General features: G+C 47.5%; 9 protein-coding genes. All 9 read right to left on the bottom strand.

Annotated features, from left to right (window positions below; genetic code table 11):
• Nucleotides 1-60: 60 nt before the first annotated feature.
• A complete protein-coding gene (locus tag LK436_RS08715; protein WP_044931648.1) occupies nt 61-636 on the bottom strand; it encodes a pyridoxamine 5'-phosphate oxidase family protein in 576 nt (191 codons plus the stop codon).
• Between the two features lie 115 nt (nt 637-751).
• Nucleotides 752-2,167, bottom strand: coding sequence for a sugar transferase (locus LK436_RS08710; protein ID WP_227910193.1), 1,416 nt, complete (start codon nt 2,165-2,167; stop codon nt 752-754).
• Between the two features lie 648 nt (nt 2,168-2,815).
• The gene (locus tag LK436_RS08705) at nt 2,816-3,337 is read right to left on the bottom strand and encodes a VanZ family protein (RefSeq protein ID WP_008395246.1); all 522 of its coding nucleotides are present in this window, start codon (nt 3,335-3,337) and stop codon (nt 2,816-2,818) included.
• 181 nt (nt 3,338-3,518) lie between these two features.
• A complete protein-coding gene (locus tag LK436_RS08700; protein ID WP_008395247.1) occupies nt 3,519-4,874 on the bottom strand; it encodes a hypothetical protein in 1,356 nt (451 codons plus the stop codon).
• Nucleotides 4,875-4,877: 3 nt separating this feature from the next.
• On the bottom strand, nt 4,878-6,560 hold the full coding sequence (locus LK436_RS08695) for a coiled-coil domain-containing protein (protein WP_008395248.1): 1,683 nt from the start codon (nt 6,558-6,560) through the stop codon (nt 4,878-4,880).
• A 547-nt stretch (nt 6,561-7,107) separates the two neighbouring features.
• Nucleotides 7,108-9,558, bottom strand: a complete 2,451-nt coding sequence (locus tag LK436_RS08690) for a hypothetical protein (RefSeq protein WP_008395250.1) — start codon at nt 9,556-9,558, stop codon at nt 7,108-7,110.
• Nucleotides 9,555-11,375 (bottom strand): DEAD/DEAH box helicase, encoded by a 1,821-nt coding sequence (locus LK436_RS08685; RefSeq protein WP_008395251.1) that lies wholly within the window; start codon nt 11,373-11,375, stop codon nt 9,555-9,557. The genes LK436_RS08690 and LK436_RS08685 overlap by 4 nt, the downstream gene beginning before the upstream one ends.
• The gene (locus tag LK436_RS08680) at nt 11,372-13,927 is read right to left on the bottom strand and encodes a DEAD/DEAH box helicase (RefSeq protein ID WP_008395252.1); all 2,556 of its coding nucleotides are present in this window, start codon (nt 13,925-13,927) and stop codon (nt 11,372-11,374) included. The genes LK436_RS08685 and LK436_RS08680 overlap by 4 nt, the downstream gene beginning before the upstream one ends.
• 68 nt (nt 13,928-13,995) lie before the next feature.
• Complete coding sequence (locus tag LK436_RS08675; RefSeq protein ID WP_147594841.1) at nt 13,996-15,831, bottom strand: TIR domain-containing protein; 1,836 nt, start codon at nt 15,829-15,831, stop codon at nt 13,996-13,998.
• Nucleotides 15,832-16,041 lie beyond the last annotated feature (210 nt).

The following is a 16,041-nucleotide window of genomic DNA, read 5'->3' as shown; positions in this document are numbered from 1 at the left end:
GCTTCTGAATAAACCAGCGATGATAATCTCACCCAAAAAAGCAGGAAGATATGAACGCTGTCAGTCCGGCGCCGAGGCGAAATTGACCGGCTGCGAGCCGTCAGAGGCAGAGTTCGCCATAGGTTCTCTCAAAGTAAGTTTCTGTCTGGCCGAATACCCCATCTCCAGAAACTCTCCAAACACGCCCTCTATCCGCTCGGGATGGATTACCAGAAGATAGAGTCCCTGCGGCAGAGCGGCTACCGAACCTCCTTTTTCACTCCTGTGCGCCCGATATTCTTCAAATTCCCCATTTCCCGGCTCTGCCACCTGAGCAGTTCCGGTTATCTGAATCCCTTTCACTGAATCAAAATCTGTGTATGGCTCGTAAACCGCCACACTGACCCGATCATTATCTCTCAGTGCCGCGAATTTCAGGCCACCCTCTGTGATAATCCACAGACGGCCTCTGAAGTATTCGTATTCTAACGGGGTGCACCGCACGAAATTTCCGCATCCTGTTGCCAGAGCACAGGTGTTGTGGGATGTAAGAAATTCTTCTATTTTTGATAGGAGCTGTTTCGGCTCCATTTGTTTTATTTCTGATTCGCGGCTTATCCAGAATTTGGCCGCCCGGTCATACTCCTGTCGATTCATAGCTCTCCTTCCTTTCCCTTGGAAGATCCCGCCTTTTTTTGCTCCGGTCTTACGCTGGTCTTTGCCCTGTGCAGGCGTCTTCGGATACACATTTCAGCCATCTGGGGGGTGGCTGTCATTTTGCGCCTCTGTGAAAGAAGACAACGAAAACTGTCTGAAAGAGAATCTTGATATCCAGCCAGACAGACCAGTTGTCTATGTACTCCAGATCCAGCCTCACCACATCCTCAAAATTCTGGATGTCACTGCGGCCGCTTACCTGCCACATGCCTGTGATCCCGGGCCGGAGCGAAAGGCGCCTTTTGTGATGCTCCTCATAGCGCTCAAACTCGTCCACGGTCGGAGGCCTCGTTCCCACAAGGCTCATATCTCCCCGCAGCACATTAAAAAACTGCGGAAGTTCGTCTATACTCGTTTTCCTGATAAACTTTCCTACCTTCGTAATTCTCGGGTCGTCCTTCATCTTAAACATGAACCCTTCCATCTCATTCTGCTTCATGAGCTCTTTCTTTTGCTCCTCCGCATCCATGTACATGGAACGAAACTTATAAATCGAAAACTTCCGGCCGTTTTTTCCAATGCGGGTCTGCTTAAAAACAGCCGGTCCAGGAGACTCCAGCTTAATGGCCGGAACGACGAAGAGTCCGATTAAAACGGTCAGGCAAATCCCCACAGCCGCTCCCAGAATATCCATGACCCTCTTTAATATCCGTTCAGAGGGGCGGAAAATTCGGGGGCCGTAGGTCAGAACCCGGTAGAGCCCAAGCTCTCCTATCTGCTTTTCCTCCTCTGAGAGTCCCAGGCTGCTGGCCGCCACATGGACGACAATCCCCATACACTGCAGCTTCTCTAAAAGGCTGCTGATGCATTCCCTGCTGCTGTCCGGCAGGCTGATCAGGGCTTCATCTACTGCCTGGCGCTTGAGATACTCGGTAAGATCAAAGTCTGAAGTGCTTTTCCTCTCATATCCTCCTGTATCTTTTGGCCTGATCAGATTCAGCTCAGGGTTCTTTCCCTCACGGTCCATGATCACCAGGGCTATCAGCTCATACATATACAGGTTGGAGGCGGCGAGCCGGCCCATAGCCTTCTGCACATTCGACGGATTTGCAAAGATTAAAAGGCGGGTTCTGTTTTTTTCATTTCCATAGTAATTGAAGATCACTGCCTTGCAGTAAATTCTTCCGAGGTAAAGACATCCAAAGGAAAACAGCACCAGAAGGCCGAAAAACAGCCTTGTGTCTCCGCCTCTCTGCCCCAGCAGAAACAAGAGGAGGGCAAACAGAAAGGCCATATAGACCGTCTGCCGCACCACGTCCAGAAAGGTTTCCACACCGCTTTCCTCTGCCAGCGGCTTCTCGTGCCCAAAGAACAGATCCGATACCAGGTAAACTCCCAGCACTGCCATAAGGCCGTACCATTTTGTTCTGGAGGGCAAAGTGCCATACAGGGCAAACAGCGTCATCACATAGGCTATCGCCATCGCAGCCAGATCGATTAGAATAAAAAAGGAACGGTTTTTAACTAACATGACATGACACGCCCTTTCTCAGATATTCTTTCCCTCTTCTTCAGCAACAGCGCTGTTAACAAAATTATCAGCCTTTTCCTTCGTCCATCCCTCTTCATATCACTCACTCTTTTCCATTTATTTGAATCGGCAGAAGCCTGCAGCAGCTCTTTTTCAGCTGCTCCCCAGTCTTCCTTTCCATCCGCCGACTTTTTTACAACATAATTAGTATTTCGTCATTTTTTCCATATTTATCCAACTTTTTTGTCCGGCATTTTCAGATAACCGTCCTCATCTCTTCAGGCATTCTTTCTGCTCTGTTTTTCTGCAGCTGGAGGCTCGCGTTACACTCATGCCATTTGATCAGATGTGAAAAATTACCTTGTTTTTGCATAATAAAAAGGCCTTCTATGAATTTCAATTTATCATAGAAGAACCCTTTCCGTTACATATTTGCAATAAGGCTTTGCATATAGGACGCGGGCAGAAACTGATTAGGGGCATACCGTTACCTGCCCTACTTTTTTCACGAAAGTCCCTGCCGTATTTGATAATCTTTTTCACATTCCCGCTCTTCAGGCCTTCTGCATATTTCCTCTCCCCGCTCTGTTCTAGCAACCTTTGCGCAGGCGCGCTCAGCCCACTGGTATATATCCCTGGTATATCCGGCTAAAGCAGCTGTCTGGCCGCTCTGTAAACGAGTTTCGTCACCTGGAACAGCACATATCCAATAACTGCTCCCAGGACATTCATAGCGATATCGTCTGTCTGCGAATAGCCTCTTGCAGTGATATACTGGATGGTTTCAATAAAAAGGCTGCACAGAAAGGCCAGTACCGTACAGAGCAGAAAGCCGCACCTGCCTCTGAAAAACGTAGGAAGAAGCAGGCCGAACGGGATAAAGAGCAGTATATTTTCCAGTACATAGGAATTTCCCCTTATACTGTGGCTCAGAGTGTCAAACAATGACAGGTCAAGGCTTCTGCGGCTGCCGGGAGGCCGGTTAAAAAATACCAGCCAGGCCAGCTGTTCCAGATACACGCCCAGCAGAAAGCCGGAGCCGCAGGGCAGATTTTTTCGAAAGTACCTGTTAATGAATACGCAGAGAGCCAGAGCGAGTACTCCGGCTGCTATGCTCACAGGAATATGTGTCACTGTATCCTGCAAGTCAGTTAAAATGTAGTGCAGCATAAATAGGGGTCCTCCTGGAGACGCAGCAGATTGATGCGGTGCACAGAGACTGCCATCAGCTCCTGTATACCGGCTATGAGCTATCTGGAATGTTACAATGTTTTGCCGTCAAAGTGCCGTCAAAGGCGGCCTGCGGAAAGAAATTTCACTTGTCAGCATACGGCCCGCCAGCAGGAGGGTATCAATTCTGCCTTTCTATCCTGAATTTCTGGCTGTTTGTGCCATTTTCCTTCCAGAGCTGAAGCCTGGTGCCAAGTCTGAAATTTCCGGAGGCCACATCGAGGCACAGGCTTTGATCCTTAAAAAAGCTGAGCTCATAAAGCCCCTCCTCTCCCGGGTACTCTCTGATACAGAACTTCTGGTTTTCGGATACCCAGAGTCCAGGCATTCCGGGTTCTCCCCCTTCTTCCTGCTCCAGGACTTCAAAGATCTCAAGCGGACAGAAAGACAGGCTGTTTTCTCCGGTACGTGTAAGGGCCAGATGCCTTCCGCCCAGCACAATCACAGAGCCGTCCAGAAAGCATATGAGAACACTGCTGCTGTCCGCCGCCATGACAGCGTCCAGGTTATGGGACAGGCTGCCGCTGTGAGGAAAAAGCGCCGGGCTGCTGTTCTGCTTTTCATCCACTAACATGTCATAAGAGCCGTCAAAGGTGCGGATGAGATACTGTCCGCTTTCAAAGGCCGGGACTGAGAACCTGTCATAGTTTATACACTTCTCCGCGTCTGCAGCATATCTCATCTGAATCTTTGCCTCCTCCATCAGGCCGTCTATATCATCTCTGGCGGTTATATCTGATTTAAGGGCAGCAAAGAACCGGTAAAACTGGTTCCACAGGCATATTATCCTGTTCAGTACATCAATCCGGTCAGACAGCTCAGACAGCTCCCTCTCCATAAGGGAAGAAAGGCAGCCAAAAGCAGCCTTCCCTTTACCGGCCTCATCCATATTTCTGGAGAGCTTTTTCATTTCCTCCCTTATCTCACACATCCTGCAGTTAAGTTTGTCTATGCGGGCATTTGTATCTTTTCGGACGCTTTCAAAATCCGAGAGCAGCGCCAGGTTATAAAAGGGCACCCAGCACCATTTTTTAAGCTTGGCTCTTTTCATGTTCGCCTCATCTATCTTTTGCTGCAGATAGGCATAGGCTTCTGACGCCTCATTCTGTACATTTATAAGCTCAGCATTAAGACCCTGAATTTTTGCTTCCTCCTCGCCAATCCAGGCTTCGGAAGCATTTTTCATGCTGTACAGGGAGGCTCTCATATCCATGACAGAGAGCTGTCTGTCGGAAAGTTTCTCAAGAGCAGTGCTGCACCTTTCCTTCTGCTCCTTTATGAGAGGGAGAACCTTATCAGCCAGGGCCTCGGCTTCTTTTTGCTTTTGCAGGAGGATATCAAGCTCATCCTCTATCGCTTCTTTTGCAAAATTGAAGAGCCGGCCCTTACCGGCATTCGGCACGGCGTTCTCCGAAGAGCGGGGGCCAAAGCCGGCCGCTGCAATATTCAAAAGATCTGAAAATCTGAAATCCTTCATAATTTATATATTTTTCTCCTGAATCTCTAACATTACGCTCTTACCCTTGCTGAGCTCGATGGCCCGTTTCCACATAACTTCAGGATTGCTGTCCTGTTTAACATTAAGCTGAGCCTGAAGCTTGTCGCTGACCCGGTAAAAAGCATGCTGGTAGTCCGTAAGCACGAGCTTGAGTGCCACCCACTGTGCGGCATTTGATGCAAGCATAACGTAAAAATTTATGGTTCTCAGTTCTTCCGGATCATCCTCAAAGAGAGTGATATAGTTTTCTATCTCTCCTTCAGCCATAGAGCCTGTTTGAGTCTTGACAGAAGTCCAGAAAGTATAAAAATCATTGAGCACGCTCACAATATAATTCATGGCGCCGATGCCTGCGCTTAAGGCGGAAATAGCCAGATCAAGTGAATTTTTGGTGACAACTGAATTTTCAACAGTCTTCGTGTATTCAGCCACCTGCCTCAGAATCTCTCTCTTTTCCTTTCTGAGAACGGCTCTCTTTTCCGATATATCATCCGCAAGCTTCGTGAGAGCGGCAACTGTATCTGAAAGCTCTGAAGCCTGCTTATCAAGGCTTCCGCTCAGATTTGAAAGCCCTGCAGAGATGCCTGAGATAACATCTGTATAAGACTTTGCCTGTGCTTCAAGCGCTCTCTTTCCTGCCTGTTCCTGCTCCAGCTTTGAAGCGAGCTCCTCCTTTTCCTTTAAGAGAGCTTTCTTTTTCTCCTTGTCATTCTCGTCATTCAGCTCCTTATCCTTATCTGACAGCTGTTTTTTCAGAGCATTGATTCTCTCCTCCGAGGCTTTCATTTTTTCATTGACCTCATCAAGCCGCTTCTGCGTGTTTTGAACAGAGGCATTTTGTTTTTCTGAGGATACTGCGTCGGCCACATTTTTTCCTATATTGTTAGCTGCACCTGCTCCGGTGGTGGAGACATATGCCGACAGACCTGTGCCTATAGCTCCGCATAAGGCGGAGGTAATCCCCATCCAGAACTGCTGATTGGACGCCCTGTCGATCTTTTTATCTATTTCTTTGTATTTCTCTGAAAGCTCCTCTATCTCCGATTCCAGATCATCCTGGACTGCTTTGAGGCCATCCATCTTTGCTTTAAGTCCGGCTACATTATCCTCAAGCTGCTTTTTCTGTTTCACATCCAGGGCTCTGGCATCAAGCATTCTTGTCACAATCTCTCCAGCCTCATTCTGGAGAGTTTTAAACATGTCTATGAGTTCTTTTGCCCGGCTGCTTATCTTCGCTGCCTCGGCACTGATAAGCGAAAATACCTTCAGGGCCTGACTTCCGTTTATAGGCTCTGACAAGAGTGCCTTCACTCCTATCTTGTAATAGCCGGGAATCTTATCTACACGATTTATAAACTCCCTGACATAGTCATCAGCGCTGTCGATGGACGCCTTGTTTAAGTTCTGTCTGAGTTTCCACACAGAAGACTGGAGCCCCTCCATGCCGTCCACCGCATCATAGGTCACCTCAAACAGATCTGCGCAGATAGAAAGGTTATTGTAAAGAGTGACAGGGTCTATCCTGCCATAAAGACTGGCTGCGGCTTTCTTGACAAGTATGGAATTCTCATTTGGGATCTGCATCAGGCTGTAGGACTCCTTTTCCTCGCCGTCCTCTATGAGGAACTCATCCGCTCCAGTGCTGAGCTCAAATTTCAGTGACATATCCTCTCCTCCTTATATATTTAGACTATGTGTTTTAGAGATGAAACTTTATGGGACTGGTATTGTGTATCTCAGTCTCTTCTCGGTTTCTTTCGGCTGCGGCCGCTTTCTGGTTTATATTTTACCATCTCGACTAACGTCTCGATGGAACCGCTCGTCAAATGCATGCTCATGCGAGCATGGCATGCGCTTTCCTCGCTATTTTACCATATCCTCTGGATACGGCGGCCTCCGGCGGAATTTAGCGCCCGGATTTCAGCAGTACATGCTGAAACTGGTATGCGCAGGTATAATGACCGCTCTGCGGTCATTATACCATATCCTTCGGATATGCTATTCTCTCCGAGGGATGCACACTCGCCGCAGTGGTGTTTTGGCTTCCTTCGGGCGCCAGCGGCTCGGCGCAGGTATAATGACCGCTTTGCAGTCATTATTCCATAGGGAAGCTGGGACTGACAGGGGTTTTGGGGGGATAATATTGGAGTTCTAAAATGAAACTTTTTATTCTGATGCTGGCACGCTGCCCCGCGCCACTCTGCATAGTAGCTTACTTATCAGACACCTCCTCAGCCGCATCTTGCCTATCAGCATTAATGGTGACTCTTATCTTTCTTTCCTTATATTCTTCCGATATGTCTCCACTAATTTTCTCGATAATCTGTTCTGCCACCCTTTTCGAGTTTTCTTCCGTCAGATTCAGCCTTGTAGAATAATCTCTGCCTTCATTAAACAATCTGCAGTGTCTGTCATTATCCGGGTGCAGGAACCAAAGGTGTCCTGCAGCCAGACCCTGATGCAGTTTTTCAAATATTACCCTCCCCTCTCTCTCACATGCGCTGCTCAAATCGTAAAAGCTGTCATCAAGAATCAGAAAATAATCACATTTCTGATACAATTTCAACGCCTCAGGCAGCACGCCGTTGCCGTCAAACTTGTTAGCTGAAGATGGATTCTCGTCGAACAGAACAGCCGACTCCCCGTATTCCTCATTCAGAAGCTCGACAATTCTCTCAAGCTGAGCCACCGCAGGCCTCATTCCGCCCTGAATCTTATCTTTTGCGTAGGAAACCCCTATCAGATATTTGTTTCTTTTAAAAAGGTTAGAAAGTACACTGATTTTTTTGACAATGCCGTCAATATCTTTGGTCTGACAGCTGTGCTCCAGTTCCACACACGGCAGCTTTGGATTTTCCGTACCCCACTTCCGGTAAGCATCCTCAGAATTGAAAAGTGCATAGGTATGCCGGTAATGATTCCTCCTCAGGCAATTGCAGAACGCATCCAGGCTCCTGCTGCTTTTTACCGTATCCCACTCCAGGAACAGCATCGTCGGAGCGTCTGTCAAAGCTTCTGAATCGAGAACTTCGCCCCACCGCAGAACTCGATATAAAATATGAGATTCTTTCAGTTTCTGTGTAATATGTTCAAGAACACGCTCAACCCGATCCAGCCTCCTGTCATAGAGAATACGCAGAACGGAGGCTCCTTCTTCCACTGATTCTGCCGATTCCGCAGACAGCTGCTGATCGGAGGCAGTATCGTAGTTCTGCAAAAAAGGTCTGAGTATCTGGAGTCCCGGCATCTGGAATACTCCTCGTATATCTTTCAGCATAGACAGCAAAATGTGCGCATCGCTGTCATCAAGTGCAATATCCTGGGCGATCAGTTCACTGAATGTCCGGAACGTCATCGCAATATGGATACTGCCTATGAGAACCTCCCCATGCTCGTCAAGCAGTTCCCATATAGAACCATCGGTTCTGCACTGATGGATATCTGCAAGTGCCGCCTCCTGCTTAAACAGCAGAATATTGATTCCCCTTCTCTTTTCCTGTGCAAAATACACGCTGAGATTCTCATCCTGTTTTCGATTGCCTGTATAAATACCGATCGTAAATACTGTCTTATCTCCTCCCGATTCGCTCTCCAGTTTCGCACGGCTGCCATCCGGAAACAGCTGCAGATTCACGCGTTCATTGTAAATTGGCCGTTCTATTTCCGAATCCATCCTCAATCTGAACCTGGCATCCTCTGTCAGGAAAATTTTGTCCAAAGGTCCCAGCAGATTCTCCTCCTTCGTATCGCCGCTGATATTATACAGCTGTTCAATCGCGTTTCGCGCCTCATCTCCCAATGACATCTTTCCCAGATCACTCTGAATGGTGTCCAACAGGCTTGGCAGTCTGTCACGTAAGTAGAGATCGTCGATCCGGCGAAGCAGCTCGATTCGCTGCTGCTCGGTTATGATCCCCTCCAACTCTTCTGCCGGGGCCTCCTTCAAAAAATTGGCGGGACTGTCATATTTTCCCAGTCTGTCACATGCCGCCCCGATCCGAAGCACTGTTTTTCGGTCGATCCCCCTCAGCTGACGATTCATGATAATCACCAGATCCCTTCGCATGCCATATTTCACACGGGTCGAAAGCGCATAGAGCGGACCGAGAGCCCTGGGTGCAAACCTGCTCTTTCCAGCGTAACCTCCATAGCAGTGGTAAATGGCTTCCAGCTGGTAGCTCACAACTTCTGCCATGCGGGCCAGATCCCCGCTCACTATGGATACAAAGTTGTTAAACCCTGTCTCCTTCTTAATTTCTTCCATAGTCTTCCCTTTGGTCCAGTGCCACAGCAGAATGGCTCTCATGGCGGATTCTTTCTCCTCCCGCTCATGCACATATCCATTTTCCAGCATATAAGAAAGGGGGCTGGCTTTCCATACCTCACATTTTGCCGGCTTTTCATCTTTTTCTGCAATCATGTCCTTCAGTTTCATTTCGACTTTATCCAGGGCTGAGCGGGCCTTCTCCGGATTTTTCTCGGCCACAGGCAGTTTCAGCTGTCCCATCCGCCGAACCTCTTCTGTGCAGCAGAGTGCATACAGAATATCCAGCAGATATCTGTCGTTTTTAATATCATCCTGCGTCACATTCTCCGGAAGGCCTCCTTTTCCCGGATCAGGGACCGTCTGCCATTCATATACGGTTTCTGTATTGCCGTTCACCCTTTTTCACGTCTGACTCTCCGCAGTCCTCCATCAAAAAACAGTTTTCGTATTTTTTTGCAGGTGTCAAGGCTGAACGCATAGGGAGCCATCAGGCGTCCGTAATCACTCAGCTCATAGACATCCTCATCACTTTCGTCATCACTCTCTTCCGCCCGCTGGCAAAGTTTTGCTTTCATCAATTCCCGCACCACCCGGTCCATGTTGAGCGAAGTACCCGAGCAACATTTGGAAAAACTTTTATTCCACAATTTTTCCAGATCCTCTTGTGTATATTCTTCTTCTCCGAGAAGACTGAGATAGTAGGGGGCCTGCTCAATCTCATTTGCATAAATCAGTGCCGATTCAATTTCTTCTGTCCTGCAGTTGACATAGGAATCCCAGTATTTATCAGCGTCCGTTTTACTGGTGGCAAATACGTAGCTCTCTCCCATCCGGTTTGTCTGCCCCAGGCGTCCTGCCCGTCCCACAAAATTCTTATATTCCTGACTGGTGAGAGCTTCCGGCGGTGTCCCGCCGCCCCGGTGGACAATGGTATCATACAAGATCATCACATCCACCGGCATATTCATTCCAATGGTCAGCGTCTCTGTGGCCACTACATAGCACAGCGCCCCTTCCTGCTTGTACAGCTGTTCAATAAATTCTCTGAGTGCCACAGACAATGCGGCATTGTGGAATGCAATGGATCTGGGCAGGAGATTTTCTTTTAATATATTCTGGTACTCGTCCCCATCATAATTATTGATTTCCTTTGCCGTATCCGATAATCTCTTTACTTCTGTCAATTTCAGCTGTGCGATAAACTCTGCCAGCTTTTTGGTTTTGTTCCTGCCATTTGCAAAAACCAATACTTTGGCTTTGGGATTATCCTCGTGAATCTTCAGAAGCAGGGCCTTCAGGAGAGCCTGCTTTGCCTGTTCCATTTTACATTCTTTGACATATCCGGGAACATCAAGCGCTCCCTCGTCCTCAGACTTCACATCGATGTCTTTAATATTTTCCCCGGCTGTGTAGCGCATCCTCCATTTGCCGTCCAGCTGAATCACGTACTCCTTCAATCCCACCGGACGCTTCGGGCAGCTAATCAGAATCGGCGGCTGCTCCATGCCGTTTTTCCGGACAGTCAGCCACTTGTAGATATAGTTCGCCTTACAGTCACTGGTTGTAAGGCACATAATCCTCGTCTCCACTGTGTTTTTCCTGGAACTCTCATTGCGGCGGAGTATTTTCTGGATACTGATTTCCAGCTTTGGCCCGCGATTGATGCTGGAAAGCATCTGCATCTCATCTACAACCAGCAGCGCACAGTCATTCATCATATTGCCCGAAGCCTGCGTAAGCATTGCAAAAAATTTCTCATAGACAATTACAGCCACCTCATAGTCCCCGTTCACGATGTCTCCATCGTGATCCTGAAAATCGCTGCTGGAAGCGTATACCTGCCCTGTCCCCAGCGGTTTCAGATCCTCCTGCAGAGACTCGCAGCGCTCCCTCACCATAGCCTTCAGCGGTACCAGCACAATACTCTTCTTCCTGCTTTTCAGGCAATCCATAATGGCCATCTCGCTCACCAGCGTCTTGCCGGAGCTGGTCGCCCCCTGAACAATCACATGCTGTGAATCCGTCTTCGGGTCTCCCCGCCAGAACCCCTCCTTATTGAAGGCTTCCTTCTGTAGGCTGGTAAACTGAAATTCGTCCATATTGGCCTGTTGGCTGAGACGCTTTTCCAGAGCCTTTAAAGCGTCCCTGCTCAGCTGATGCTGTTCGATGATATCATCAAATGAAGCAATTTTTTTTACATCACTGCTGTTCATAATAGTACCTCCCTGAATTCGCTGTGAAATGCCTTTTTCCACTCTTCGTTGTGCCATGTTTCAATTCTGGCTTTGATCTCCCTTACTTTTTTTCTTTCGCTTTGATCCAGCGTCTCCCCTTTATCCTGAATTCGTCTTAAATCTATGTAGACTTTGGCCACCGCACGGATCTTCTGTGCCTCTCGTGGGTCACTGCACTGAATATTCAGGAAGCGGCAGATAAAAGCCGGAATCCGGTAGAACAGCTCATCAGACTGTTCCTTCATCCACAGCTCTGCTTCCCGAAGACGTTCCATGCCGATCTTTCTGTAAAGCAGCTCGCCATTCTCATCCGTCACAGACGGCAGCGCCAGCCGGATAATATCCAGACGGTAGCTGATATATTCTGCAAAACGCTTCATCTGAGTGTAATTCACGAAAAAGGCATCATAAAACTGCTTTATCGTGCAGTTTTCATCGCTCCACAGAAACAGTGCAAACAAAAGGCGCTGCCTCTGAAATCTTCTGTACCCGGCAAGCCGTTTATACTGTCCATTTTTCAGCCATGCTGTGTAATTCTTTATATCCTCTTTAATGGCCTGATACTGACTCTTGCTGAACACCCCCCGCGACTGCCGCTCCAGCATCTGCTTCATTGCCCTGACCGACTGTTCCAGAGTCTGCGGATAATAATCCGTAAGAGGGGGAATGTCCTGCGCAATATGGATTCTGACCTCACTGCTCACCATTACTCCAAGCAGTAAATCTGCTTTAAACATGTTCTTATCTGTAATACATCTGCAGATCATCGCAGTTAATCCGTCATAGTCGTCTATGCCTATAATGTAGCCGCTGAGCTTCCTGCCTACATCCGTGAGCCGATATTCCGGGACATACTCCTCGTCCTCATCTTCCTCGTCATTTGCAATACAGATCAGCTTACGTTTCAGCAGAAGATCCAGAAGCCCGTCAATTCGTTCTTTCTCATCTATTTCCAATCCTGGAGGCTTTGGCAAAAGCCTGGTATATCTCAGAAGTTCATCTGCCGTCAGCGCGGAACAGCCGGAACAGCCGTCTGCCGCATTGGGAAAAAGGCTCAGCAAATAGAAGGGCAGTGTATCTAAATCTGCACTGAAAAAACAGCTGGAAATTACGAGCGGGCGCTGAACTTCCTTCTGCAGATTCTCCCACAATAATTTCTGATCTTTTTCAGGGTTAACACGCTCTTCGTCCGGAATACAGTATTTGGCCTTCAAAAACGGGTATACATATCCCTTTCTTACCTGCCTGTCAGCCGGCAGTGACGGATCCAGACGTCCCGCACGGCCGATATAATTCATGTATTCATTCGGATAAAGAAAATCCGCACTCTGTAATTCTTCTATATGCTGCTTGATCATAGATGGGATAATAACTACATCTGCATTACTGTTAATCCCATAGACTAATGTTTCTGTGCTGCACAAGATCCGAAGGCATCCATCAGATTCCAGAAATTCCTTTTCGATCAGCAAACGCAGGGACGTCGGGACGTCTGCATTATGATAGCCGATCCCTGCAGAAAATGCCCGGTAATCGTTTTTATCCATAATCCCATACAATTCTTCATCATTCTGAACAGCAGTTTCCTCAAGGATGTATTGCCTGCAGGCGGATTCACTTTTTTCCGCCTTCAGTACCCCGCGCTCCGACAATTCACTGCAGATCCGCTGCGCCAGCAATCGAACTTCTGTACGGTTGTTTTCAAAGATCAGTATTTTATGCCCCATTCCGAGGTGATACTGACAGATATCAGCGATAATACGGTCCGTACGGCGCCTGGGATTCACTTCAATCCCCCGGTTGTGAAGAGACTCAAAAAGGCACGGCTGTACTGCCATGCATCCAGAGCCCACGTAGTTCACACCTGCCTTCGTGTAGTAGATGGGATATGTCTCCAGCAAAATAGGTCTTTGATTTACCTGAATCTGAAAAAATTTTCCGGCAGAGATATACCTGCTCCAGTCATAAAATGGCGTTCCCAGCGCAATCACCCGCAGTTTCTCATGGGCCACCGCCTGCAGAAGAATAAAATCTGCCTTTATTCCCCGGGAAGTATCCTGCGTAAGTCCAATCTCGTCCAATACCAGCATATCGTAGCTGTCCAGGAAACTGCGCTTCATACTGGAGAACATAAATACCTTCTCATAGATAATAACCGCGATGTCCGTCTTTCCATTCAGCACATCCATATCATCCCCACGGAATTCACCAGTTGACAGAGTAACCCGCAGCTCCAGTCCCAGCCTCTCTGTCATTTCCGAGATTTCCTTCTGCTTTTGGCCTGCCAGCGCCCGGTACGGCACTGCAAACAGCAGTCTGTGCGGTTTCCCCTCTCCTTTTTTCCTCATGTACTCACGAAAGTATAACAGCAGCGGAATCAGCGTTTTCCCACTGCTTGTCGCACCTATGACAAACAGCCACCTGCCGGAGTTATAGGTCTCGTCTGCACAAAAAGCCTTGTGCTGCAATTCCGTAAAGCTTTGAAATCCCAGTTTTTGGGCCATAAACTGTATATGTTCGTACTCTTTCATTGCTATTCCCCATCTGTATCACAAACCATCATCTGCTCCGGCTTAGCTCTCTCCTGCCCGATCCTCTCTTATTCTATTTCATTCAGCAGCCGCCGGATCATCAGCCTGTGATTGACATTATAAAATAAGCTCTCATTCAGGCTCTTATCCCAGGAGTTTAAATCAGACCAGCGATTATCGGTTATCCTTTCATATGCATATTCACTGGAACGCCCTCCTACCGTGCCGACCAGGGCCACCGGAATTCCGGCATTTCTGGCAAGTTCTATTTCTCTGTCTACCCCCTGCTGGCTTTTATCCTCTTTCATTTTTCCGCCCAGGCAGATGAGCAGCTCACTTTTTTCCCCGCATATCATTTTTTCGCGCATGGCCTGGAGTCCGTCTGACAGCACAAGGGTACAGTTTTCTTCGAGTTTCTTCAAATCATATTCCCCGATGTATGCCTTATCCATATGCATCTCAATCGAATATTTTACATCAGAAGAATACAGTTTCCCTATGTCAAATATCAGTTTCTGAAAAGTGGGATGTGCCCCGAAAACCAGAATATATCCATTTCTGATAATTTCCCGTGCATAGATGGTAACGGCTTCCAGCAATGAGTTTTTGTATATCTCATCATAATCCGGGAATGCGCCTGAGAGGATAATCCGTTTGTCTCTCCGGGGCCTTTTGATGCCGGATACATTTTCAAGGTTCACAATATAATCGTCAAAATTTTCTTCTATTACCTTAATATCTCCGGCAGGCTTCTCTCTCTTTCCGTGATTAGAGAGCAGAAACAGCCTGTTTTCTTTATACTTTTCTTCTTGTTTCGCTTTTTGGATAAACTTTCCTATATCTTCCTCTTTGGGATTTCTGCCAAAACACTGGATATAATGTCTTCGGATTCCCTCATCATAGATGTCTTTCGTATCCTCCTTATACTCCACTTCGTATGCCAGTACAGCCTTTTTATCCGCAGTCAGTTTAATCCGCTTCGCATCATTCAGATCCCTCAGATATTCAATATAGGAATACACCTGATTAGAAGAATTCATCATCAGCTGAAAACATTTCTCTTCCACTTCGTCCACAATTTCGCATAACCGGTCCTGACAGTCAAACTCCTCGCTTCCATAGCTGAGGGCAGGTTTCTCCCCCGGATGAATCTCCAGGTCAGAATATGGGGCATGATCAATCTGGATCCACAGAACAGGAATGTCGTTAATCAGCGCATAACATAATTCTTTCATAATATACGGCGAATTCTGCGCCTCTTTTGTCTGAAGAAATATCAGCACATCGCTCCGGGCCAGATTCCTGTCAATATCTTTCTGGGCATCATCCCCCACCTCCACATGAACCACATCACGGTACACATTTCTCTCTCTTGTCAAGTTTCTCAGTTCATCTGCAAGCTTAGCGGCTATGTGTTCTCCATCAGAGCGCCGATGGCTGATGAAATACAGGACTTCATCGCGATATAAGGGAGACAATGTCTGCGCAACAATTTTCCTGGCAAAAATTTGCGCAATCGCCCTCATGTTGTTTTTCATTGGGTTCCTGTTTTCATTCCGGCAGGACACATCGAAGCTCTGCTTATCCGTTACCGGCTCCGGCGGACGCCTGCATTCCGGATTCTTTTCCATGGCGATCGCCCATACCCTGCTCTGGATATTGTGATACTTCGTAAGCAGCCTGATAAACTTTCTGTCGTATGTTCCATCCTCTGCATTGAAAAATACGAAAATATCGTCCGCATCAGCGCTCTCTGCCAACAGGTGATCCATCTGAAAAGCAGAGGAAAGATAGAATATATCCGTCACATATTCATCTAAGATCTCCCGGCAGGATTTAAAAAACAGGTCTGCCTGATCAGTCCTTTTCATGGTCAGCTGAGGTCTGCAAAAAATTACTCTCATCCTTATCCTCCGTAATGAAATACCTACACGATTCCTTCTGCTGTATCGGCGAATTCATCCTTTCATTTTTGCATATTGTTCTTGTTTTTCATTGCTGTTTTGTTATTTTCATGTCTGTAAACGGGAATTTTTGAGATTTTAATGTACCGGCATCCTAGCGGTTGATATGAAAAGAGAAATTTTTAGATCCATACAGCATCTATCGCGTCT

Source organism: Clostridium sp. M62/1, assembly GCF_020736365.1.
In the GTDB taxonomy this organism is placed as follows: Bacteria; Bacillota; Clostridia; order Lachnospirales; family Lachnospiraceae; genus Otoolea; species Otoolea saccharolyticum_A.
Note: the sequence above shows the minus strand (reverse complement) of the source record. Positions and strands in the feature narration are given on the sequence as shown.

Coding starts and splice junctions, on each gene's coding strand:
- LK436_RS08715 (WP_044931648.1), bottom strand. CDS start 636: ATGAATCGACAGGAGTATGACCGGGCGGCCAAATTCTGGATAAGCCGC.
- LK436_RS08685 (WP_008395251.1), bottom strand. CDS start 11,375: ATGAACAGCAGTGATGTAAAAAAAATTGCTTCATTTGATGATATCATC.
- LK436_RS08705 (WP_008395246.1), bottom strand. CDS start 3,337: ATGCTGCACTACATTTTAACTGACTTGCAGGATACAGTGACACATATT.
- LK436_RS08700 (WP_008395247.1), bottom strand. CDS start 4,874: ATGAAGGATTTCAGATTTTCAGATCTTTTGAATATTGCAGCGGCCGGC.
- LK436_RS08675 (WP_147594841.1), bottom strand. CDS start 15,831: ATGAGAGTAATTTTTTGCAGACCTCAGCTGACCATGAAAAGGACTGAT.
- LK436_RS08680 (WP_008395252.1), bottom strand. CDS start 13,927: ATGAAAGAGTACGAACATATACAGTTTATGGCCCAAAAACTGGGATTT.
- LK436_RS08710 (WP_227910193.1), bottom strand. CDS start 2,167: ATGTTAGTTAAAAACCGTTCCTTTTTTATTCTAATCGATCTGGCTGCG.
- LK436_RS08695 (WP_008395248.1), bottom strand. CDS start 6,560: ATGTCACTGAAATTTGAGCTCAGCACTGGAGCGGATGAGTTCCTCATA.